At 38.9% G+C, this 23,809-nt stretch carries 19 protein-coding genes; 8 read left to right on the top strand and 11 right to left on the bottom strand.

The window, feature by feature from the left end:
- Positions 1-61: 61 nt before the first annotated feature.
- The 7 genes from L1S31_RS00265 to L1S31_RS00235 all read right to left on the bottom strand — a co-directional run bounded on the left by L1S31_RS00265 (position 62) and on the right by L1S31_RS00235 (position 9,101).
- Complete coding sequence (locus tag L1S31_RS00265; protein ID WP_236460064.1) at positions 62-1,333, bottom strand: adenylosuccinate synthase; 1,272 nt, start codon at positions 1,331-1,333, stop codon at positions 62-64.
- A gap of 269 nt (positions 1,334-1,602) precedes the next feature.
- Positions 1,603-2,055 (bottom strand): Fur family transcriptional regulator, encoded by a 453-nt coding sequence (locus tag L1S31_RS00260; RefSeq protein WP_236460063.1) that lies wholly within the window; start codon positions 2,053-2,055, stop codon positions 1,603-1,605.
- A gap of 48 nt (positions 2,056-2,103) precedes the next feature.
- Positions 2,104-2,574: a YdeI/OmpD-associated family protein gene (locus tag L1S31_RS00255; protein WP_236460062.1), complete on the bottom strand. Its 471-nt coding sequence runs from the start codon at positions 2,572-2,574 to the stop codon at positions 2,104-2,106.
- A gap of 3 nt (positions 2,575-2,577) precedes the next feature.
- Positions 2,578-4,797, bottom strand: coding sequence for a RelA/SpoT family protein (locus L1S31_RS00250; protein ID WP_236460061.1), 2,220 nt, complete (start codon positions 4,795-4,797; stop codon positions 2,578-2,580).
- A 79-nt stretch (positions 4,798-4,876) separates the two neighbouring features.
- Positions 4,877-6,406, bottom strand: a complete 1,530-nt coding sequence (locus L1S31_RS00245) for a serine hydrolase (protein ID WP_236460060.1) — start codon at positions 6,404-6,406, stop codon at positions 4,877-4,879.
- 18 nt (positions 6,407-6,424) lie between these two features.
- Complete coding sequence (locus L1S31_RS00240) at positions 6,425-7,210, bottom strand: TrmH family RNA methyltransferase (RefSeq protein ID WP_236460059.1); 786 nt, start codon at positions 7,208-7,210, stop codon at positions 6,425-6,427.
- A gap of 55 nt (positions 7,211-7,265) precedes the next feature.
- Positions 7,266-9,101 (bottom strand): T9SS type B sorting domain-containing protein, encoded by a 1,836-nt coding sequence (locus L1S31_RS00235; RefSeq protein WP_236460058.1) that lies wholly within the window; start codon positions 9,099-9,101, stop codon positions 7,266-7,268.
- A gap of 113 nt (positions 9,102-9,214) precedes the next feature.
- On the opposite strand from L1S31_RS00235, the gene L1S31_RS00230 reads away from it, so the two are divergent.
- Genes L1S31_RS00230 through L1S31_RS00220 form a run of 3 tightly spaced genes read left to right on the top strand, consistent with a single transcriptional unit; the run spans position 9,215 to position 12,394 of the window.
- Entirely contained in the window at positions 9,215-10,195 is a 981-nt protein-coding gene (locus tag L1S31_RS00230) for a GNAT family N-acetyltransferase (protein WP_236460057.1), read from the top strand.
- Between the two features lie 5 nt (positions 10,196-10,200).
- Entirely contained in the window at positions 10,201-11,670 is a 1,470-nt protein-coding gene (locus tag L1S31_RS00225; protein WP_236460056.1) for an O-antigen translocase, read from the top strand.
- A 1-nt stretch (position 11,671) separates the two neighbouring features.
- Positions 11,672-12,394, top strand: coding sequence for an acyltransferase (locus L1S31_RS00220; RefSeq protein ID WP_236460055.1), 723 nt, complete (start codon positions 11,672-11,674; stop codon positions 12,392-12,394).
- Here L1S31_RS00220 and L1S31_RS00215 read toward each other — a convergent pair.
- Positions 12,391-13,521: a glycosyltransferase gene (locus L1S31_RS00215; protein ID WP_236460054.1), complete on the bottom strand. Its 1,131-nt coding sequence runs from the start codon at positions 13,519-13,521 to the stop codon at positions 12,391-12,393. The two genes, L1S31_RS00220 and L1S31_RS00215, sit on opposite strands and share 4 nt — an antisense overlap.
- Before the next feature lie 43 nt (positions 13,522-13,564).
- On the opposite strand from L1S31_RS00215, the gene L1S31_RS00210 reads away from it, so the two are divergent.
- A complete protein-coding gene (locus L1S31_RS00210) occupies positions 13,565-14,650 on the top strand; it encodes a glycosyltransferase (protein ID WP_236460053.1) in 1,086 nt (361 codons plus the stop codon).
- Complete coding sequence (locus L1S31_RS00205; RefSeq protein WP_236460052.1) at positions 14,650-15,063, top strand: sugar 3,4-ketoisomerase; 414 nt, start codon at positions 14,650-14,652, stop codon at positions 15,061-15,063. Before L1S31_RS00210 ends, L1S31_RS00205 begins: the two co-directional genes overlap by 1 nt.
- Here the strand turns inward: L1S31_RS00205 and L1S31_RS00200 are convergent.
- Together L1S31_RS00200 and L1S31_RS00195 are read right to left on the bottom strand one after the other, a co-directional pair.
- Positions 15,040-15,972, bottom strand: coding sequence for a glycosyltransferase family 2 protein (locus L1S31_RS00200; protein ID WP_236460051.1), 933 nt, complete (start codon positions 15,970-15,972; stop codon positions 15,040-15,042). The two genes, L1S31_RS00205 and L1S31_RS00200, sit on opposite strands and share 24 nt — an antisense overlap.
- Positions 15,951-16,847 (bottom strand): glycosyltransferase family 2 protein, encoded by an 897-nt coding sequence (locus L1S31_RS00195; protein ID WP_236460050.1) that lies wholly within the window; start codon positions 16,845-16,847, stop codon positions 15,951-15,953. The genes L1S31_RS00200 and L1S31_RS00195 overlap by 22 nt, the downstream gene beginning before the upstream one ends.
- Before the next feature lie 64 nt (positions 16,848-16,911).
- On the opposite strand from L1S31_RS00195, the gene L1S31_RS00190 reads away from it, so the two are divergent.
- Positions 16,912-18,159: a glycosyltransferase family protein gene (locus L1S31_RS00190; RefSeq protein WP_236460049.1), complete on the top strand. Its 1,248-nt coding sequence runs from the start codon at positions 16,912-16,914 to the stop codon at positions 18,157-18,159.
- Here L1S31_RS00190 and L1S31_RS00185 read toward each other — a convergent pair.
- Positions 18,128-18,811, bottom strand: a complete 684-nt coding sequence (locus L1S31_RS00185; protein ID WP_236460048.1) for a cell division ATP-binding protein FtsE — start codon at positions 18,809-18,811, stop codon at positions 18,128-18,130. The genes L1S31_RS00190 and L1S31_RS00185 overlap by 32 nt on opposite strands.
- A 220-nt stretch (positions 18,812-19,031) precedes the next feature.
- On the opposite strand from L1S31_RS00185, the gene L1S31_RS00180 reads away from it, so the two are divergent.
- Positions 19,032-22,046, top strand: a complete 3,015-nt coding sequence (locus L1S31_RS00180) for a tetratricopeptide repeat protein (RefSeq protein WP_236460047.1) — start codon at positions 19,032-19,034, stop codon at positions 22,044-22,046.
- Positions 22,047-22,065: 19 nt separating this feature from the next.
- A complete protein-coding gene (locus L1S31_RS00175) occupies positions 22,066-23,793 on the top strand; it encodes a porin family protein (protein WP_236460046.1) in 1,728 nt (575 codons plus the stop codon).
- Positions 23,794-23,809: the final 16 nt, after the last annotated feature.

Raw genomic sequence — 23,809 nt, 5'->3', positions numbered from 1 at the left:
CTGGTTTAGCAACAGCAAGTTACAAAAAATAAACCCTCTCATTGCTGAAAGGGTTTTACATTTATTTCATTATCGTCTGTTTCCGGTCTGGTCCAACAGAGATGATTTTTATTGGGACTTCAACTTCTTTTTCAATAAATTCGATATAGTCCTTTAGCTCTTTTGGCAAACTTTCAAAAGTCGTCAATCCGGTTAAATCCTGTGCCCAGCCTTTAAATTCAGTATAGATTGGAGTAACATTCTCTTCCTCTATATTGAATGGCAGATGGTGGATTACCTCGCCTTTGTAATTATAGCCGGTACAAACTTTCAAGGTCTCAAAGCCCGAAAGCACATCGCCTTTCATCATCATCAATTGGGTTACGCCGTTAATCTGGATGGCATATTTCAGCGCTACCAAATCAAGCCAGCCGCAACGTCTTTTGCGTCCGGTAACCGAACCAAATTCGTTACCCACTTTTGCCATTACATCACCATCATCGCCAAAATCTTCAGTTGGGAACGGTCCTGAACCTACACGTGTAGTATATGCCTTAAAAATCCCAAAGACTTCCTTGATTTTATTGGGTGCAATTCCCAAACCTGTACAGGCTCCGGCTGCAGTGGTGTTTGAAGAAGTCACAAATGGATAAGTCCCGAAATCCACATCAAGCAATGAACCCTGCGCTCCTTCGCAAAGGATTGATTTTCCTTCTTTTTGGGCTTTTGCCAGATACTCCTCGCTGTCGATGAAGTCTAATTTTCGTAAGTCCTCAATGGCTTCAAAAAATTCTTTTTCCAATTCTGGTAAATTGTATTGGATTGCGACATCATAAAAAGCAATCATTTCTTCGTGCTTATTGGCTAAAGCGCGGTATTTATCCTTAAAATCGGCTAATTCAATATCTCCCACACGAATTCCGTTCCTGCCGGTTTTATCCATGTAGGTTGGGCTGATTCCCTTTAAGGTAGAACCAATTTTGGCTTTCCCTTTTGCCGTTTCAGAAGCTGCATCAAGCAAGCGGTGCGTTGGAAGGATTAAATGTGCCTTGCGCGAAATAATCAGTTTTGACTTCAGGTCAAGATTGAATTTGGCCAGGCCGTCAATCTCACTTTTGAAAACCACAGGATCAATCACTACACCATTTCCAATAATATTGATGTTGTTTTTATGGAAAATCCCTGAAGGGATTGTTCTCAAAACGTGTTTGATTCCGTCAAACTCTAAAGTGTGACCCGCGTTTGGTCCGCCCTGGAAACGGGCAATAATGTCGTATTTAGAAGTTAGTACGTCAACGATTTTTCCTTTTCCTTCGTCTCCCCATTGTAATCCGAGTAGTAAGTCTACAGTCATTTTGTGTGTTGTTGTGTGTTTATTGTAATTAGTTGTTTTTGGATTTGCGTTGTTTTTTCTGTGGAGGAAAATCCACTTTTGCGAAATAATTAATACCGCCCAGTATCGCTGCTACGATCAGTCCGGAGATTAGGGTTTTAAACATAAAGAGAAAATTAAACCCTGAAAAATCGTCCATCATTTGGAAAGCTGCCTTGTACACTATATAGAACATGAATGTGTAGACAAACGTTTTTTGAAAATAGTGTTTAGGCTGCATATATTTGAAATTACTCTTTTTTGTTTGCGTAAAAATACAAGGAGTGGTTGTGGATTTCGATGCCAAATATCTCTTCAATAGTCTGCTTGATGGTTTGTATCCTTGGGTCACAGAATTCGATTACTTCACCGGTATCGGTCATGATGATATGGTCGTGCTGTTTGTCAAAATAGGACTTTTCATAATGCGCCTGATTTTGCCCGAACTGATGTTTGCGCACTAGGCCGCAATCCAGTAAAAGTTCAATCGTATTGTATAAGGTAGCACGCGACACGCGGTAGTTTTTGTTCTTCATCTTGATATACAGGTTCTCGATATCAAAATGTTCCTCGCTATCATAAATTTCCTGAAGAATAGCATAGCGCTCAGGCGTTTTGCGGTGTCCTTTGTTTTCAAGATACAGGGTAAAAACATTCTTTACCGTCTCTTGATTTTTGATGTTATCTGATGAAATTAGTGTCATGGGACAAAGATAATCTATAATTAATAATTGACAATAGATAATTGATAATTAGGCTTTGCTTGAGTCGTTTTCTAGTTTTTCCAAGGTTTTGGCAATGCGGATAATTTTTTCATCATCGGTTTTGGCCGAAAAAATCCATTCGGTTATTTCCTTTTTCTGCTGTTCGGGATAACTTTCAAAAAGCTGTAACAGTTTTGGTTCTTCGCGAAGGCAGGCCAAAAAATCTTCGGGAATTACCATTTGTGGTTCGTCGAGGAATAAGACTAGTTTTACGGTATCGCCCTGTTCTTTTTTGATGGCTTTCCTGATTTCCGCTTTAACCGCAAGGAAAGTACCTTTCTTCATTGCCCAAATATGAAAATCCTTGAGTTCGTAGCTGTCAATAAAACCGCGAACGCGAACCGTGCTGTTCTTTTTTTTGGGAAGATGTGTCATGACCGGCATCCTGATGAAAGTCCAGCTTCCCTTGATTTCCGGTTTTTCCAGAAGGCAATAATCATCAAAGATGGGTTGTTCCATTTTTTAATTCGTATACACTCTGGTTACTTTATCAATTCCGTCAATCTTCTTGATGTTTTCAATAAGTTTTTTCAGGATGGCATTGTTCTGTACAATTACTGCAACCTGGCCATTGAAAATCCCTGCTTCACCACTCAGCGAAATGCTTTGGATGTTTACGTGCATATTGTTCGAAATTACTTTGGTCAGCTCATTGGTTAATCCCAAACTATCCATACCTGTAATTTTAAGGATGGCTTTGAATTCCTGTTGGGATGAATCGATCCACTTTGCCTGCATGATTCGGTAGGCGTAATTGGATTGCAGCGTAATCGCATTTGGGCAATCTTTTTTATGGACTTTTATCCCTTCGTTAATGGTAATAAAACCAAATACTTCATCACCTGGAATTGGGTTGCAGCAGGAAGACAATTTATAATCGAGTTTATCCTGTTCCGGGCCAAAAACCAGCATGTCATAATTGCTGTTCAGTACCGGTTTGTGGATGTCATCAGGGTTTGAGCTAGGTGAACGCTTAATTTTACTTTTGAAAAAATTCATCAGCGTATTACTTTTCTGCGCGGCAAAATCCTTGAGCTGCTGATTTTCAATCGATCCAATCCCGACGCGGTAAAACAAGTCAAGGCTGGTTTTTAACCCAAAGAAATTGACCAATTCGTTAATGACGCTTTCACTCAGAGTAATTTTTAAATGCTTCAATTTTCGGGTCAGTAATTCCCTTCCATCTTCGGCAATTTTCTTGGTATTTTCGTTAAGGACATTCCTGATTTTATTTTTGGCACGTGAGGTAGTGACATAATCAAGCCAGTTGATGGTTGGTTTTTGATGTATTGAAGTGATGATTTCGATTTGATCACCACTTTTGAGCTCGTGATTTAATGGAACCAATTTTCCGTTAACCCGTGTTCCTCTCGTTTTGATTCCGATTTCGGAATGGATGCTGAAGGCAAAATCGAGTGAAGTCGCGCCTTTTGGCAATGATTTTATTTCCCCTTTTGGCGTAAAGACAAAGATTTCCTTGGCGTAAAGATTCATTTTAAAGTCTTCTACAAAGTCCACCGCGTTGGTTTCTGAGCTTTCCAAAGCTTCCTTCAAAAGATTCAGCCAGGTATCCAAACCGGTTTCTTCGGTTGCGCCGTTTTTGTATTTGTAATGCGCGGCATAACCTTTTTCGGCAATTTCATCCATACGTTCACTTCGCACCTGAATCTCGACCCAGCGTCCTTTAGGCCCCATAACGGTAATGTGCAAAGCTTCATATCCTGTAGATTTTGGAGATGAAATCCAATCGCGCAGACGACTCGGGCTCGGACGATAATGGTCGGTGACGATAGAATAGATTTTCCAGGCAAGGAACTTCTCATCGTGCAGGTTGGATTTGTAAATGATGCGAAGGGCAAACTTGTCATAGACTTCATCAAAAGTCACATTCTGCGCCGCCATTTTCCTGCGAATGGAATAAATGGATTTTGGTCGGCCTTTCATAGTATATTCAACACCTTCCTCGTCAAGCGATTTTTTTAAAACATCAGAAATGGTTTTGATGTAGGCATCCTGTTCTTCCTTGGTTTCCTTAATCTTGCTGACAATATCCTTGTAAACTTCGGGCTCAGTATATTTTAGGCCAAGGTCTTCCAGCTTTGTTTTTATATTGTAAAGTCCCAGCCTGTGCGCCAAAGGAGCATAAATGTAAAGCGTTTCAGAAGCAATCTTCACCTGCTTGTAATCGGGCATTGAATCCATCGTCTGCATATTGTGCAAACGGTCAGCAATTTTTATCAAAATTACACGAACATCATCATTGAGTGTCAATAGCATTTTTCGGAAGTTTTCCGCCTGCATTGAAATGTTCATGTCTTTTTTAACCTGTGAAATCTTGGTCAGTCCTTCAACCAAATGCGCAATTTTGGGATTGAACATCTTCTCGATTTCTTCAATCGTAACATCAGTATCTTCAACAACATCATGCATTAAAGCGGCCGCAATACTTGTGGCTCCAAGACCAATGTCTGCAGCTACAATTTTGGCAACGCCAATTGGATGGAAAATATAAGCCTCACCTGATTTTCGTCGTTGGTCCTTATGGGCTTCAACGGCAACATCAAAGGCTTTTCGTATGAGTTTTTTATCAGAATCGGTAAGTGTTTGATAACTTATGCGAAGTAATTCTTTGTATTCTCGGGCAATTGCTTTTTTTTCTTCTTCTAAATCTATTTCAATCATAGCATGTTCAATCTATTAGCTAAAAATAAGCATTACAATTGAACTGTGCAAATGATTTGCAGGCTATCGGTTTTGCGGTTTAGTTTACCCGATTAAAATCCAGATCATGGAAATCATAGCTAAAATCGGTCAGTGGCGAGATGGCTTTCATTTTGAAATGGTTAGCATCCGGATCAAAGAAAATAAAGCTGTCGGCATGGAAACTTCTCACATTCCATTTTACTGCAAAAGTATTGTCTTTGTAATAAAAAATTTCTCCCATCAATCTTGAAGAACGTTTCGAAGCGAAATATAACCTGCCTTTTTTCTCAAAAAGCGAAACGTCTCCAAACCAATTATCCTTAAAGGTTCCAACGTATTTTTTGAAGTCGGTTTTTAGGGTTTTATCCTTTAGGTTCTTCGCTGCAGTTTCCCAAACTTCGTCGGTAATCTTATCCGCATCGTCTTCTTTCTGCCTTCTGTCGGCACTTAAAGTCAGTACGTGATCCGGATTTGTAATGCCCAAATAACGGTCTTTTATTGTATTCGAAATCGCGGTAAACGAAGCGCCGGATTGCTGGTTGGTTAGTACAATTATCCCTAACTGAAGTTCAGGGATCATCAGTGTTTGTGTAACAATTCCGTCCAAAGCGCCGGAATGTGAAACCTGTAAATAGCCATTAATGTCTTCTACACGCCATCCCAAAGCGTAATTCCTGAATAAGGTTTTATAAGGTTTGGTATTGCTGAGCGGCATGATGGTTTGTGGTTTCCACATTTCATCGTGCTGTTTTTTGCTGAATAACTGTTGGTTGTTGTACTTCCCGTCATTTAACTGAACAATCAGCCATTTGCTCAAATCATTCACCGAGGAATAAATTCCGGCTGCAGCATCAAAAATGTGATTGGTATAACGCGGAATGACCTCGAGTTTTCCATTGGTTGGAACATGCGGAACTATGGTATTGGTGGTGTCTTTCAAACGCGACCAGGAACAGGCACTTTTATCCATTCCGATTGGGTTCATAATTCGGGTTTCTACAAATTCGCACCACGATTTACCGGAAACCTTTTCGATGACTTCGCCAGCAATGACATACAACAGATTATCATAGTCATATTTGGTCCGGAACGCAGAAACAGGTTTTAAATATTGAATATTTTTTACAATATCTTTGGGTGTAAAATCATGTCCGTCGGGCCAAATCATTAAATCACCTGCGCCTAAACCCAAACCACTGCGGTGTGTCAGTAAATCACGAATGGTAAATTCATTGGTCACATAGTCATTGTACATTTTGAATTCCGGAAGGTATTTGATAACCTTGTCATCCCAATTGATTTTTCCTTCGTCAACGAGGATTGCCAAAGCTGCCGAGGTAAACGATTTGCTGTTGGAAGCTACGCCAAAAAGCGTATTGGCATCAACCTTTTGACCGGTCTTGATGTTGGTAACACCATATCCTTTTGCCAAAACAATTTTTCCATCCTTTACAATTCCGACGGCAATTCCGGGAACATTAAAGGTTTTCAGGGTTTTCTCAACCAAGGCATCAACTTCGGATTCAGAAATCTGGGCAGAAACAACAAAGTTTGCCAATACAAGCAGCAGCACTAATTTAAATCTCATTGTTTAAATTTTAATAAATTAAAATCCTCTCTGGCGTCTTGCTTCAAAAATCAAAATTGCTGCAGCGACAGAAACATTCATGCTGTCAATTTCGCCCTGCATCGGGATAATGATGTTCTGGGTAGCTTTTTCGCGCCAAAGCTGGGTTAATCCCGTGGCTTCTGTGCCAACGGCCAATGCTGTAGGTAAGGTGTAGTTTTGGGTGTGGTATGAGGTAGAATTCTGTAGCGTAGCGCTATAGAAATTGATATTGTTTTTGAGTAAAAAATCGATGACTTCTTCAGTTGTTCCGGTTGCAATCTGATTGGTAAACAGACAGCCAACGCTGGAGCGCACAATATTCGGATTGTATAAATCGGTTTTTGGATTGGCAATGATTACGGCATCAACATTCGCAGCATCACAGGTACGCAGGACAGCGCCAATGTTTCCCGGTTTTTCGATGGCTTCCATTACTAAAATCAACGGGTTTTCGGGAAGTTTTAAATCGGATAGCTGCAGTGCTTTGGTTTTGGCTACAGCCAAAATGCCTTCAGTTGTATCGCGATAAGCCAGTTTTTGATAGACTTCTTTTGAAATTTCAATCACTTCCGAATTGTTACTGAGCTTTTTGATTTGTGTTTCGGAAACCAATTCAGGAAGGAAAAGGATTGTTTCGATTTCGTATTTCCCTTTGATGGCAAGTTCAATTTCGCGCATTCCCTCAATCAGGAAAGTGCCTGATTGTTTTCTGGCTTTGGCTTTTTCCTGAAGCTGCATCAGTGATTTTACAAACGGATTTTGCGAAGAAGAAATTTGTTTCATAAAGGTGAAGCCACTTTTAACGCACTAATTGACATGTCAAATATACACTCTTTTTTTAATGGTTTATATATAAAAATCCTTTAAGCGGTTCGGGGTAATCAACATCGTTTAAAAATAGCAGGTAGAAATAAGTGCCATCGGTAGCATTCTTGCCGCTAAAACCATCCTTGATATGGCCATCCCAGTCTTCTGTATTGTTGTTTCCTGTCCAGACTAATCTTCCCCAACGATTATAAACTTCCAACTTGAAATCCATAAAAATGTTGCGTAATCCTGCTATAAAAAAAGTTTCGTTATAGCTGTCGTTGTTGGCTGAAATATAATTGTAAACCGTTGGTGGGCAATTCCGGGTAGTAAGTAAAAATGAAGTAATACTAAAACAATTGTCATTGTAAATGCGCACAAAAATTTCTTTTGGTGTTGTGGCTGCGATATAATTATTTGGGTCGGATATCGCGTTTGCACCTATAGCAGCATCATCGTAAGTTTCATGAAAACTCACATGGTCTTCGGGATTTGTTTTGACTAAATTTTCATAAGATGTAAAGTCGAAAGTACCACGAGTAAAGCTTTCGTTGCAGGAAACCAAAGGCTCCAAAGTGTTGAATGTTGGGGAAACCCAAAGCGAGACAGGAATTATTGCGCTGTTATTATTCGTTTCATTGAGCTCGGCGACAATTCCGGTTCCGTTACCGGTATCATCAACAACTACGGTTATTTCAAAATCCAGCGGAACAGTATCGGGAATAACCATTGTTAAATGAAAACTCATACTGTCGTCAATATCGATAGGAAGTGTGGTTTCATCAAAAGCGGTGAATACGCCATCAACATAAATGGCAATAGGCGTTCCGGCTGGCAATGGATTGGTAGCATTCAAATTGGAAACCGTATAATTCAACGTGATAGTCCTCGAATCACATTCCTGTTCAACGGAATCTACAACAACTGTGGCATCGGGTAACTGGCTGTTTAATTTGGTCACAATGGCGTTGATTAACACATAATCACGTGCAGTGGTCATGTCTATCGTGGCAGAGGTGTTGCCAATGGTTATAAAATTCTGTATCGGATAAATATCCAAATCCATATTATTCAACTGGCTGTTTCCGGTAATATTGTTCGTGCCATTAAAAGGATTGCCAACAGGATTCAGCGCATCGCTCAAAGCATGATTGTTGATCAGCAAGGATTCCTGGCTAAAAATATTGGCATCGCCTTCCCAGGCAATAAAGCCCAATTTGGCACCTGAATTATCCAAAACATTCAAATTCCCCAGATTAATGGTCAAATGATCCACCACAACATCAGGATTTGGGCTTGATAAAGCTTCCAATCCGTCATAAACATTCAGTTGATTAAGAGGTAATGAAGGATTCTTATATACAATTACGATTGCCCATCCTGCAAAATTGGTTGCATTATTACAATAATGTGTGTCGTCAAAAAAAGGATTTACGTCAAGCTCTGTCAAAGTATACAAACCGTTACCTGTTGCCTGGAGTTGTGCCGTTACATCTGCAAAAGCACTAAAGAACGGACGTGTAAAGAATTCGGGGAAAGTAATGGTTTGTATTGCTGAAAAACTGCGTTCAGAAGTAATGTCGACTCCGTTCAGTTTCACATCAAAATCTCCGGTTCCTGAGCCAGCCCAATATAAATATGCCCTTTCAATAACATCGTTCGGCCCTAAATTTAGCGTCGCATCTGAACTAGGCAAGGTCACACACGGCGCTCCGGTACCATTGGGGAATTCATTTAAAGTGTTACCGATAAAGGTAAAATCAAAACGCCCATTGAACTGATTGTATAAAGAAACATTCTGTCCATTTGTTTTAAAAATGAAGCAAAACAGCAAAATAAAAAGCAAAGAGTAACGTTCTAATCTCAAAGCAAATGGGTTAAAGAGCTAAAATTAAACAATTATTTCCGAAAATGGAATTTTTGATAAGGGCTACTTTTTTAAAAATAAATGATTAATTTTCCAATGTCTAAAAATCTCATGTGAAAAACTATACAGTCAGACGTTATGCTTCGGAAGATTTTGCGGTTTGGAATGCCTTTATAAGCACAGCCAACAATGCAACTTTTCTTTTTCACCGCGATTTTATGGAGTATCATAAAGACCGTTTTGAAGATTTTTCACTGATGGTTTTCGATGAGGAAAACCTTGTTTCCGTAATACCGGCAAATAGGGCTGGAGTTGCTGTTTATTCACATCAGGGACTGACTTATGGAGGTTTTGTTTTTGATGCCAAAATCAGGCTTGGAGCAGTGCTTGACATTGCTAAAAACGTTTTGCAGTTTTTGAATCAAAACGGAATCAGCACTTTCCAATTGAAATTGGTTCCGTCCATTTACAACCACTATTTTGCCGAAGCTATTGAATATGCCCTTTTTTTGACCGAAGCCAAACTGGTTCGTAGGGATTGCCTTTCGGTTATCGATATGACGAAACCTTTTTCGTTTACCAAAACAAGAAAGGAAAGCATTCGTCGTGGGGAAAAGAACCATTTGGAAATTAAGGAGGAATTGGAATTTGATTTGTTCTGGAACGAAATCCTAATCCCGAACCTCGATAAAAAGCACAGCGCAAAACCGGTTCATACAGCGGCCGAAATTATAAGGCTGCAACAAAAATTCCCAAAAAACATCCGTCATTTCAATGTGTACCATCAAGGTAAAATTGTAGCTGGGACAACCATTTTCATAACCGATAAAGTGGCGCATCCACAGTATATTTCAGGGAATCCGCAGAAGAATGAATTGGGCAGCCTCGATTATCTTTATAATCATCTGATAACTGATATTTTCAAGGATAAAAACTTCTTTGATTTTGGACCGTCACATGAAGAAAACGGAAAGAAAATCAATGAAGGAATACTGTTCTGGAAGGAAACATTTGGAGCCAAAACCACCGTTCAGGATTATTACCAGGTTGCAACCGAAAATTTTCCATTGTTAGAAAACGTTTTGATAAAATAATATTGATGACCGATTCAAAATCATCTTACCGCCAAATCATAAAATCAACTTCAATTTTTGGAGGCGTTCAGGTGTTCAATATGATTATCTCATTGATTAGGTCAAAAATCATTGCAATACTAATTGGCCCAGCAGGAATTGGGCTTATCGGCCTGTTGAATTCGGCACTAAACCTCATTGCAAGTTTTACAAATGCCGGAATTGAAACCAGTGGTGTCAAGGCTGTTTCGACGGTCAGCCATGATGTGAAATTATTGGCAAAGGAAGTGTCCATCCTAAACAGGCTCATTTGGATCACCGGTATTTTAGGTTCGGTCACCGTTGTGGTTTTATCGCCTTTGTTGAGCCAGGTCACCTTTGGTTCAACCGACAAAACCCTATCATTTATCCTAATAGCAATAACCTTGTTGTTTAAGCAGTTGACCAGTGGTAACTTGTTGGTTTTGCAGGGATTGAGTAAAATAAAGTATCTGGCGCAGGCCAATTTTTATGGGAATTTATTCGGCCTGCTGATTTCAGTACCTTTGTATTATTATCTGAAAATTGACGGAATCATTCCTTCGATTGTTGGTTCTTCATTGATTGCAATGCTCATCGCCCTGATTTTTAGGCAGAAAATCAGGATTGGAAGTGTCGCGCTGAGCAATAAAGAAGTCTTTAGCGAAGGCAGGCATTTGATCATACTTGGGTTTTCACTGAGTTTTATTGGTTTGCTGACCACTTTGTCTTCGTATCTGCTTCAGGTTTTCATCAGCAATTTCAAAAATGTCACCGAAGTTGGTTTTTACACTGCAGGATTTACGATTCTGAATACTTATGTTGGTGTGATTTTCACCGCAATGGCAACCGATTATTATCCAAGGCTCGCCAAAATCTGCAATGACAATTCGCTCGTGAAGAAACTGGTTAAAGAACAATCAGAAATAGCCATTTTGCTCTTAACGCCGATTGTTGTACTATTTTTGGTTTTTGCGCCAACAGTGATTAAAGTACTTTATTCGGATGAATTTTTACCGATTGTGCCGCTTGTCTGTTGGGGAATCCTTGGAATGGTGATTAAGGCTGTTTCGTGGTCAATGGGTTATATTCTGATTGCAAAAGGGCATTCCCGGATTTTTGTCAAAACATCGATTGGTTTCAACACGGTTTTCCTGATTATCAATATTCTGGGCTTTTATTATTACGGGCTTGAAGGCTTGGGAATTACATTTTTAGTGAACTATCTGATCCATTTCATTGTGCTGAAAATGATAGTTTCCAAACGATACGATTTCTCTTTTGATGCCGGATTTTACAGGCTGTTTTTGTATTGCCTATGCATTTGTGCTGCGGCTTTTTTGTGTTTGTCAATCGACTTAGTTTTCCTAAAATATTCGCTGTTGTCAATTTTAATCTTAATTTCGCTATGTTTTTCATGGATTCAATTGAACAAACGATTGCATTTCAAGGATTTCATTTCAGGAAAAAATAACTAGTATGGGAGGCTTTTATCAAAAATTGAAATTCTATTATTCCATCAACTGGATCAAAACGCTGTATTTCAATTTCAGTAAATTCCCATTTGATACCGCACAAAAGCTTCCGGTTTATTTTTATGGAAGTGTAAAGTTCAAGGATATTTCAGGCGAAATACAGATTAATGCTCCAATAAAAACCGGAATGATTGGTTTTGGGCAACCTTACGAAATTATCTCACGCTCAAAAGGAATAGCTGAATTCAACTTGGAAGGGAAGATTACTTTTAACGGCCATGTACAATTTGGAAAAGATTATCTCGTTCATATCGCTCCGGGAGCACAGCTTGAAATGGGGAATATGGCTTCTTTGGGTCACAGCGGAAAAATCATTTGTTACCACAAAATCACTTTTGGCAATTACGCCCGGATTGGTTATGAATCACAGCTTGCCGATACAACGGTGCATCAGATGATTAATACCATTACCAATGAAAAATATCCGATGACCGGACCAATAAATATTGGCAATTACAATTATATCAGCAACAGGGTTACCATTTTGGCCAACACCAATACTCCCGATTTTTGTACGGTAGCTTCCAACAGTGTATGCGCAAAAGATTATACCTCGCTTGGGAATAATATCCTTTTGGGAGGAATTCCGGTCGAACTTTTAAAAACAAATATTTCACGGGATTGGGAAGGAGAGATGAAGCAGCTTGAAAAATGGCTGATTGTTTAACTCCAGGCATCAAGGTATTTCTGCGCTGTTTTTATATAATCATGTTCCTTTTCTATAAAAGACCTGGCACGTTTTCCAATGGCTTTTATTTCATCCGGATTTTCAATTAAAGAAGACAATTCAGCTACGAGATAGTCCACATCGGGCAAACCATTTATGGCAACTTTTTCAGTTAGCTTATATTGTTTTTCAAACAATTCACTGGCATTGGTAAAAACGGCTTTTCCTTTGGTCATGCCTTCCAAACCATTGCTTCCCTGATCGTGTCCGTACAATTGATCGAGTAAAATATGCGCCCTGTCGTACAGGTTTATGAATTGGTTATAAGGCAGGTTTTCAGAAGTCAGGATTTCAACTTTCGAACCATATTTTTGTTTGATGATTTCGAGGGCTTTTTCAAAAAAATCATTTCCTTTCTTGAAATAACTTTCGCGGTTAATGCCGTGGAAAATGATAATCCGGTCACTTATTTCCATTTCTCTTTTAGGAAACTTTTCGAGGTTCATCGGACTTGGAATCAGCCCCAAATACTGTGGATGATTTTGCAGCGGAAGATGGTAATCCACATCAGTCGCAATTACGCCCTGTATGTTTTGATAAATGTAATGATGCAGTTTTTCAAAAGGCTTCGTCCTGAATTTAAGTACATTCGAGAAGTTTTTATCCGCAATCTTTCCCGCAAGGTAAGGCTGTACAATCGAAGGATTTTCGGGGTGTTCAAAATTGTAATTCACATACATATAATCGTCGCCACTCGAAAGCAAAAACACTTTTTTATTGTGGGCAAAAATGAACTCCAGAATCTTTTTCTCATACTTCAGATTACAGAAAAAACTATTTTCATTAATCAACTGAACGACATCAAAATTTTTAAAATGTTCGCGCTTTTTCCGGAATTGACGATAGGTGAGATACGAAGAGATATCAAAACCTGTGACAACCAAAACAATCAGTTTGATCTTTTTAAGCCAGCCCGAATCCCATTTTTTCTCTAATGGAAAATCGACCTGGAAATCCTTGAAACCATCTTTGAAACCCAAAATGGTAACGTCATTTCCAAGCTTTTGCAGTCCTTCTTTTAAGGAATTGTGCAATCTGCTGTATTCTCCAATGAGTAAAATCTTCATTTCTTTCTATATTTGGCAAATAGAACTGCAATATAAGTAACAAATGAAAAACAACAACAAAATTGCCATAGTTTCCGCATCACTTGGTATTGGTGGCGCTGAGCGGTTTGCAGGTTTGTTGAGTTTGATGTTGCAGGACTTGGGTTATGAAGTGCACCATATCATCATTTTAGATCATGTTGATTATGAGTATAAAGGAACTTTGGTCAATCTTGGAAAATTGTTTGCCAATGAGAAGGGTGTTTTCCGTGCTTTGAAAAAAGGAAAATATATAGCGAAATATTTATCAGAAAATGAGATACAGACAGTAATTGACAACCGTTCAAGACCTGTTTTTATCCGTGAGGTTTTCACCAAATGGATTTATGGAAACCGCAAAACGTATTTCATGATCCACAGTTACAATCTTGAAATGTACTTTTCAAAATTTTCACTTGGCGCAGGTTATTTGTATAAGGAAGCAGCCAAATTGGTTTGCGTTTCAAAAGATATTGAAAACAGGATTCAGGCAAAATACAATCTGGATAATACCACAACCATCCATAATCCGGTCGCGTTTCCTGAAACAACTTATCAATTGCCGAATCTAATCCCGAAAAATTATATCCTATTTTTTGGCAGGTTTGAGGAAGAAATCAAAAACTTTACGCTCATGCTCAATTCGTTTAAGCTTTCTAAGGTTTATAGCAAAGGGACAATGTTGTTGTTGATAGGCGATGGCTCAGACAAGGATTGGATTCAGGCCAAAATAAAGGAATTGCAATTGGAATCTTTTGTGTTGGTGCTGCCTTTCCAAAAAAACATAACGGCTTTTGTACAAAATGCAAAAAGCACCATCCTTACCAGTCATTTTGAAGGTTTCCCAATGAGCATTGTAGAGTCGCTGGCAGCCGGAACGCCTGTGATTTCAGTTGATTGCGAGAGTGGTCCACAGGAAATCATCAGGAATAATCATAACGGATTATTGGTTCCAAATTATAATGAGGCAGCCTTGGCACAAGCTATTTCCAATATGGTTTTTGATGAAGATTTGCATCAAACCTGTAAAAATAATGCGCAAAAAAGCGTAGAACATTTATCTTTGACAAACATTGCAAAGCAATGGGAACATTTATTAGCCCAAAATTAATGACAACCATACACGACTCCATTGTTCTTGATATTGCCAAAGTCCACGATACACGTGGTAATCTCTCCGTAATTCAGGGAGATGCACTTCCGTTTGAAATGAAACGCGTTTATTATCTTTATGATATTCCGAGTGGAGGAAGGCGTGGCGGGCATTCGCACAAGGAATGCCAGGAACTTTTAGTGGCGTTGAGCGGAAGTTTTGATGTGATTATCAATGACGGCAGCGAACAAAAAACGGTCACACTCAATAAACCCAATATTGGATTGTTGATTCCGAATGGCCTTTGGCGTGAATTGGAAAATTTTTCTTCGGGTTCAGTCTGCCTGGTATTGGCTTCGGCAATTTTTGAAGAGGAAGATTATATCCGCAATTTTGACGATTACAAGTTATCTAAAAACAGAATTCCCTAACAATTGCTGAGAAGCAAGAAGCATCCTTATTGCGAAAGCAGGCAGTTGAAGCAGGATTCTTTTCTTTTGGCTTAGATTTTTCAAATCAATTCCGGAATAGATTTCGCGCGCTGTGGCTGAATCACCGCTGAGTCTGCATTTTATTACTGCCGAAAACCGGTTCAAATCCATGTATTTTTTCAAGGCAGGGTTTTTCTTTTCTTCCAAAGCGTATTTTTCAAAAGTATATTTTTCAAAAAAATAGTTTTGATTTCGGGAAATACTTGAGGCATCATAAACATAGCGCGCCAAGATTTCGTTTATAAAAACAATCTGAAACTGCAGCCCAATCCTAATCCACAATTCGGTGTCTTCACCATGCTTTATTTTGGTGTCAAAAACACCCACTTTTTCAAAAACGTTTTTGTGGATGCAGACGCTGGAAGTCCATAAAACACATTCCTTTTGACTGGCTTCAAAAAAATCGACAATTTCAAAATCAGATTTTTTCGGAATGGAATAATGCGCTTTGAGGAGTTTGTTGGACGTTTCAATTTCAATGGCTGCAGCAAATACTTTCTGCTCTGGAAGTTCAGCAATAAACCGATGCATCGTTTTCAAAAAATCGGGATACCAATAATCATCGGCATCAAGAAAACAGATAAAATCTGCCGTTGCTTTTTCAATCCCAAAGTTTCGGGCAATGGCAACGCCTTCATTTTTTTTATGGAAATAACGAATCCTGTCATCCTGTATTGCTAAAATTTCTACTTCACTTCCATCTGTTGAACCGTCATTTACTACAATAACCTCGAAGTCGGAAAAGGGTTGCGCTAAAACACTTTGCAATGTTTTGGCAACAAATTTTTCTTTGTTAAATACCGGTATGACTATTGAAAAATAAGGCATCAGCGTGAATTTAATTGACAAAAGTAACCTAATTTATAAAGCAGGAATAAGTTTAGTGACGGACTTTTGGAAAGCAGGTTTTTGGTTAAAACACCTTCAAATTTTTTAAAAAGGAAAGCTACCGTTTTCCGCAAACCCAAATTCGAAACCTGCTGATAGGTTTTGACTAACGAAGTATGGTCATCGCTGAAAACTTTCCGGTCAAGCAGCAGCTTTAAATTGGAGAGCGATTCTTTTGTCTTTTCGAGGAATACGGCCGAATTTTCCAATTGCAGATGGTAAGCGGCATTTTCTATTTGGGTAATCGTAATGTTATTTTGCTGAAAATCATTGATCAGCACGATGTCTTCATAGCCATATTGGACTAGTTTTTCATCAAAGGGGAACTTTTGGATGATTTCCTTTTTTACCAGGAAATTGGACATCAGCGAATGCCTGTAGGGAAACCTGATTCTTTTTTCCAAAGGGATTTCTTCCCTTTTTTTTCCATAAACCCAACGAAGCATTTCGTCGGTTTTAGGTTGTTCCTTGCGATAGGCAATTCCACCATAAACTGCCTGCAGTGAATCATTTTTGATGCTTTCGACATATTTTCTGATGAAGTCGGAATGCTGTGGAAGCATATCGCAATCCAAAAACAAATGCCATGGATATTGGGCTTTCATTACCAATGAATTCCTGTTTTGTCCACGACCAAGTGTAATTTCATTGCGTTCAAAACGGCAATTCGGAATCTGATTGATCCCTGAATTTTGCGAAGTATTTTCATTGACAGGAGAAGCGTCATCCTGCACAATGATTTCGAATTCAATGTTTTCCAAAACTGCCTGGCTGTGCAATTCCTTAGCCAATGGCAGGGTATTGTAGTTATAGCTTGGAATTAGAATTGAAATCATTCAGGAAGCGGAATTAAATAATATATTTACAAAGAAAATATATTTTTCGGCAAGTATGGATTTTTTGAAAAAATATAAATACCACATTTTTATACTCTTTATTGCGATAAGCTGGATTTCAGTATTCGATTTTGTAACCCAAATGAGCATTCAGGGTGTGATGCACTCGGATTCGTTTAACTATCAGGAAGCAGCAAAAAACCTTTACGTTTTTTATAAAGGTCATATTTACAGGCCGATCTTAATGTCGGCAATTACAGGAATTCCCTATTTGTTTGGAGGTTCTGATGAGAGTATTTTCAGCTTTAGCTTTTATGTTAATCTGTTTTGCTGGCTGGCTTCATTCCTGCTTTTTTTCGAAATCCTGAAATCGTACGTAAAACCAAAGGCAGCTTTCGTTTTTACTCTTTTGGCAATTTTAATCATAGGGAATACGGTGCATGTTTTTCACCTGCTTACCGAAACGATTTATCAATTTTTTATCGTTTCCGCCTTTTATTTATTGGTTCGATATTATAAAACGAAAACGTTTTGGTATTTGTCTTTTTCGGTTTCCATTTTCCTGGCGAGCATGCTGATAAAACCTGGTTCCAAGTTTTTGGCAATCGTCATAACGCTTTATTTCATTAAGGAAATCATCAAAAATTATAAATCGAAAAGCATGTTTTTGATTTATGGCAGCCTTTTGATGATAGCAATTCAATGTGGTGGAATGAAGTACCAGTTTGGGAGCTTTACCATTAGTTATATCGATTCGGTGACCTATTACGATTATATCGGAAGCAAGGCTATGTGCCTGAAGTTTGGGAAAGAATATACCCAAAGGAATAATCCGCGAGCCGATTTTTTAGCGAGTAATGAACCTGAGGATAAATTGAGGATTGCCGGCGCAGATTTGAAAAACCAACTTCATTATAATAAATCGAATCTGCTAAAAGCCTATGCTTTGGATGTAAAGGAAAACACGGTAAGTGGTAACAGCTGCCTTTCGGAAATCAGGAATTTTAAAAAACGACAGGGATTCGATTTTGTCAAAACATTCCTTTTTGATGTCAGTAAATGGCAGAACCGTTTTTACACGCTCTTTTCCTTATGTCTTGCCTTTTTGTTTTTGCTTAAAACCTTTAGAAGGCCAAATCCATTGACATTCATCAGTTTGTTTATGCTGTATGTTGTGGGGACATCCGGAATTTCCTGTGGCCAGGGCGACCGGTTTCATTTGATGGTTTTCCCTTTTATGTTCCTGCTTTTGGCAAAATATTTATCGGAAACCAAACGATTTAAACCGTTTTTTGAACCACTTCAAAAATAGTATTGTCTTCGCATTTCAAGGTTTTGGCAGGGAATTTCATAATCACAGCATAATCGTGTGTTGCCATGATTACCGTTTTTCCGTTGTCATTGATTTTTTTCAAAACACCTAAAATTTCAGCACTGGTTTGTGGATCAAGATTTCCCGTTGGTTCGTCTGCCAGGATTAATTCGGGGTCATTCAGTAAGGCTCTTGCAATGGCAACCCTTTGTTGTTCTCCGCCCGAAAGCTGATGCGGCATTTTATTGGCAATGCTGCGTAAGCCAACAAGCGTCAGAACGTCGTCAATCTTAACCTGCATTGACGTCTTGTCAGTCCAGCCGGTCGCCTTTAAAACAAACAGCATGTTTTCATTTACGTTTCGGTCGGGAAGCAATTGGAAATCCTGGAATACGATTCCGATTTTCCTTCTTAGGAACGGAATGTCATCTTCTCTCAGCTTCGCCAAATCATAGCCTACAATATTCCCTTCACCAACTGTCAGTTGCAAATCACCGTAAAGCGTCTTCATGAAACTACTTTTCCCGGTTCCGGTTTTACCAATGATATAAAGGAATTCGCCTTCCTTAACCTCAAGATTTATTTGTGACAAAATCACTTTGTTTTCCTGATAAATCGTTACATTTTTTAGGGATAAAACTGCTGCTGACATGTATAATTTGTTTATTGGGTAAAAGTAATAAGATTACCGTTTGTATTCAAAATTATTTTCCAAAATACTTATTGGCATGCTTTTCGTAAAACAACTTCCACTTCCAACTTTGTAAAACCCAATTTGTTAAAATTGTTTACAAGAATGTTTATAATAAATCATGTAGTTTTTACGTTATAGGTAATAGAGTAATATTTTTGGATAAATTAAAATAAAAATCATGCGCAACGTTTTAATGTTATTTTTTATGTTCCTTTTGGCTGGGGTTTCTACGGTTTCAGGACAACAATCTGCCATTTACACCAACAATCTTTCTGAATTTGACAATGCGGTTAAATTGTTTAAGGACAAGCAATACCAATCGGCCCAAATTATTTTCGAAAAAGTAAAGCAGGCCAATGACTCCCAGGATGTACAGGCTGATTGCGCGTATTATATCGGCATCTGCGCCATTCACCTGAACCAGAATAATGCCGATGAACTGATTGAAAAATTCATCGCGGATTATCCAACGAGTTCAAAGCAAAACCAGGCTTACATTGAAGTGGCACAATACTACTTTGAGCAAGGCAAATTCCCACAGGCGTTGCAGTATTTTGAGAAAGTGGATGAAAATTCGCTGTCTTACGAACAGGAAGAGAAATTTACGTTCCAAAAAGGTTACGCCTATTTCACTGCTGGCGATAAAAAACAGGCCCAGGCTTATTTGTCAAAATCTGAAAACTCTAAGGAGTACGGAACGCAGGCGAAGTATTACTTAGGTTTCATGCAATATGAAGGCAATAATTACAAGGAAGCCAACAAGTATTTTGAACAGGTTGAAACCGAAGATAAATACGCAGAGAAATTATCGTATTTCAAGGCTGATATGGCGTTTAAGGAAGGGAATTTCCAAAAGGCCATTGATGCCGGAATGACAGCGATGCCGAAGTCGAATGCGATGGAAAAATCGGAATTGAACAAAATCATTGGTGAGAGTTATTTCAACCTGAAACAATACGACAAAGCGCTGCCCTATCTAAAGGAATATAAAGGCAAAAAAGGAAAATGGAGCAACACCGATTTCTATCAATTGGGTTACACCTATTACCAACAAAAAGACTACGAAAATGCAATCCTACAATTCAATAAAATCATAGACGGGAAGGATTCTGTAGCGCAAAATGGGTATTACCATTTGGGTGAATGTTATTTCAAAACCGATAAAAAACAACAGGCATTGAATGCCTTCAAAAGTGCTTCCGAAATGGATTTCGACAAAAAAATCCAGGAAGATGCGAATCTGAATTATGCCAAACTGAGCTATGAAATTGGAAATTCCTACCAAAGTGTGCCAGATGTTTTGTCAGCTTTTTTAGAAAAGTATCCAAATTCGCCGGCTAAAAGTGAGATTGAGAATTTATTGATCAACTCGTACATTACTTCTAAAAATTACAAAGCAGCGCTGACCTTATTGGAAAAAAACAATTCTCCTGAAAATAAAGCAGCTTATCAAAAAGTATTGTTCTATAGAGGAATCGAATTATACACCGATGGTGGTTACAAAGATGCATTGAGCATGTTTAAAAAATCAATTGCCAATCCAAGGAATGAAAAAATTACCGCTCGTGCTTCTTTCTGGAAAGGGGAAACCGAATATGTCCTGGATAATTTCAGCGATGCTGAAGCGAGTTTCAAACAATTTGAAGCTTCATCGGAAGCCAAAAACAGCCCTGAATTCAAGAACATCAACTACAATATCGCTTACGCCTATTTCAAACAAAAAGAATACGACCAGGCTGGGAATTATTTCCAGAAATACGTTGACGGACCAAAAGACGACAAGGCACGCTTGAACGACGCTTACCTTAGATTGGGTGACAGCCGTTTCGTAACTTCCAAATACTGGCCGGCAATGGATGCTTATAACAAAGCGATTGACATGAAAGGAATTGATGCTGATTATGCCGCATTCCAGAAAGCATTGAGCTATGGTTTTGTTGGAAAGAATGACAAGAAAATCGATGATTTTAATTCGTTTTTGGCCAAATTTAAAACCTCACAATACCGTGATGACGCCTTGTTTGAATTGGCAAATACTTACGTTACCGAAAACAAAGGCGATATGGCGATTAGGACTTATGACCAATTGTTGAGCGAATTCAAAAATGGTTCCTTTGCGTCAAAAGCGATTTTACGCCAGGGATTGGTGTATTACAATAGCCAGAGAAATGAGCAGGCAATTACCAAATTCAAGGAAGTGGCTGCCAAATATCCAAGAACACCGGAAGCTTCGGAAGCCGTTGCAACCGCAAGATTGGTTTATATGGATATGGGCAAAGTCGGAGATTATGCAGCTTGGGTAAGAACACTCGACTTTGTTGAAGTTACCGATGCCGATTTGGATAATGATACCTACGAAGCCGCTGAAAAGCAATACCTTCAGAACAATACCAAACAAGCCATCACTAGTTTGAGTGGCTATGTTTCACAATTTCCAAACGGAATCCATGCATTAAAAGCCAATTTCTATCTGGCACAATCACTTTACGCTGACGGAAAGGAAGTCAGCGCTGTCCCAAATTATGAATTCGTAATTGGAAAATCGAGGAATGAATTTACCGAACAGTCCTTGGCGCGTTTGGCAGAAATCCATTTGAAAAAAGACGATTATACTAAAGCGGTTCCTGTTTTGGAACGCTTGGAAACCGAAGCCGATTTTCCGCAGAACGTAACCTTCGCGCAGGCGAATTTGATGCGTGCTTATTACGACCAGAAAGATTATCCTAAAGCCGTAGTTTATGCTGATAAGGTTTTGGCAAATCCAAAAACTGATAACAAAATCAAAAGTGATGCGCAAATAATCGTGGCACGTTCGGCAATAAAAGCAAATGATGAAGCCAAAGCAAGAACGGCTTATGCCAAATTACTGACCATCGCCAAAGGAGAATTGGCGGCAGAAGCGTTGTATTATGATGCGTATTTTAAAAATAAGGATGGCAAATATGAGGATTCGAATAAAACGGTTCAGAAACTGGCCAAAGATTATTCAGGTTATAAATATTTTGGTGCCAAAGGATTGATTGTAATGGCTAAAAACTATTATCAGTTGAAGGACAATTTCAGCGCGACATCAATCCTGGACAGTGTGATTAAAAACTTCAAGGAATTTGATGATGTAACTGCAGAAGCTCAGGCCGAACTTAAAATCATTAAAGGCGAAGCTGCCAAAACGAATTCATCATTAACAGAATAAGCCCAAAGAATCTAAGAATATGAAACAGTTAAAATATATATCAGTAATTGCACTATTAGGTTTGACTCAGGTTTCTTTTGCCCAAAAGAAGGATGACAACATCGGAACCGAAGTAGTAAATGTAGTGAAGCCTTACACGCCGTCAATTTCGGATGCATTTAAGATAAAGGAAACGCCAACTCTTGATGATGAGGAAACTTCGAAAAAAGAGAACATTCAGTACAATATTTTTTCATTTCCGGTGGCTTCCACTTTTGCTCCGGCAAAAGGAAGGGCTGCGAGTGTTGATAAAAGTGCCGAAGAAAAAATATACAGTAATTATATGACGCTTGGAGCAGGAAATTACGGCACAGTGAATGCCGAACTTTTTGTTACCGAAAATGTAAGCAACACCGATTATTTCGGTGGGATGCTCCGCCATAATTCTACTCAGGGCGGAATAGACGAAATCGTTTTGGACGACAAGATGTTCAATACTTCGTTGGATCTGACTTATGGAAGCAGGGCCAAAGGTTTATCCTGGAATGCCGATTTGGGTTACCAACACCAAATTTACAATTGGTACGGATTGCATCCCGGAATTTTTGATGATGCGACAATTGAGAACATTGATGAGCGTCAAACCTATCATACTTTATACCTTGGCGGAAGGCTGGGATTGGACAATGTCTTAAAGGAAAGCAGCTTGAGGTTTACCCGTTTTTGGGATGCTTTTGGCTCGGCGGAAAATCGTTTTGTAGCAAAACCATCCCTGGAATTTGACATTGTAGAGCAAAAAATCAAAGCCGATTTTGTATTGGATTACATCAGCGGTTCATTTGACCAAACTTACAATGGCGGTGGTTCTTATAAATATGGATTTACCAATTTCGGTTTCCAGCCAAGCATCAAAATCAATAAAGGTGATTTGTCGATGAATGCCGGCGTCGGATTCTTTTACAGCGCTGCGCAGGAAGGCGGAGAAAGCAAATTCTTCATTTATCCGCAGGTTACAGGTTCGTTCAAGGTTGTGGGCGATTTGATGGTGTTTTATGCCGGTATCGAAGGAACATTGCAGCAAAATTCGTATCACGATTTTGTACAGGAAAATTTCTTTGTTTCGCCAACATTGGGCGTAGCACCAACAGACCAAAAATATGATGTCTTTGCCGGATTGAAAGGAAAACTGGCAAGTAGCGTGAGTTATAATATCCGTGGTTCATACAAAGCCGAAGAAGGAAAGGCTTTATTCAAAAGTAATGGCTATGATGACAGCAACGCCAATACTGAAGGATATACTTATGGAAACTCGTTTAACGTAGTTTATGACAAGGTAAAAACAATCAGTTTCTTTGGTGAACTGAAAGCCGATTTTTCTAAAAACGTTTCTTTCGGAATCAACGGAACCTTCAGCAGCTTTTCAACCGATGTAGAAAAAGAAGCCTGGAACCTGCCTTCGATAAAATTAGCTACGACTTTAGACGTAACCATTACGCCAAAATGGTATGCAGGTTCAAGCCTGTTCTTTGTTGGCGAAAGAAAAGACCAATTCATTACAAGTTCGTTGATTACTCCGTTCCCAATTGAGGAGGTGACCTTAAAAAGCTATTTCGATTTGAATCTCCATGTTGGATACAAATTCAGTGAGCGCATGACCTTTTTCCTAAAAGGAAACAACCTGGCAAATCAGGATTACCAAAAATGGCTGAATTATCCTGTGCAGGGAATTCAGGTTTTGGGTGGTGCGAGTTATAAATTTGATTTTTAACAGAAATAATTCCAAA

Source organism: Flavobacterium wongokense (assembly GCF_021608265.1).
Taxonomy (GTDB): domain Bacteria; phylum Bacteroidota; class Bacteroidia; order Flavobacteriales; family Flavobacteriaceae; genus Flavobacterium; species Flavobacterium wongokense.
The sequence above is the reverse complement of the archived record's forward strand: the minus strand, read 5'-3'. Positions and strand labels throughout refer to the sequence as shown.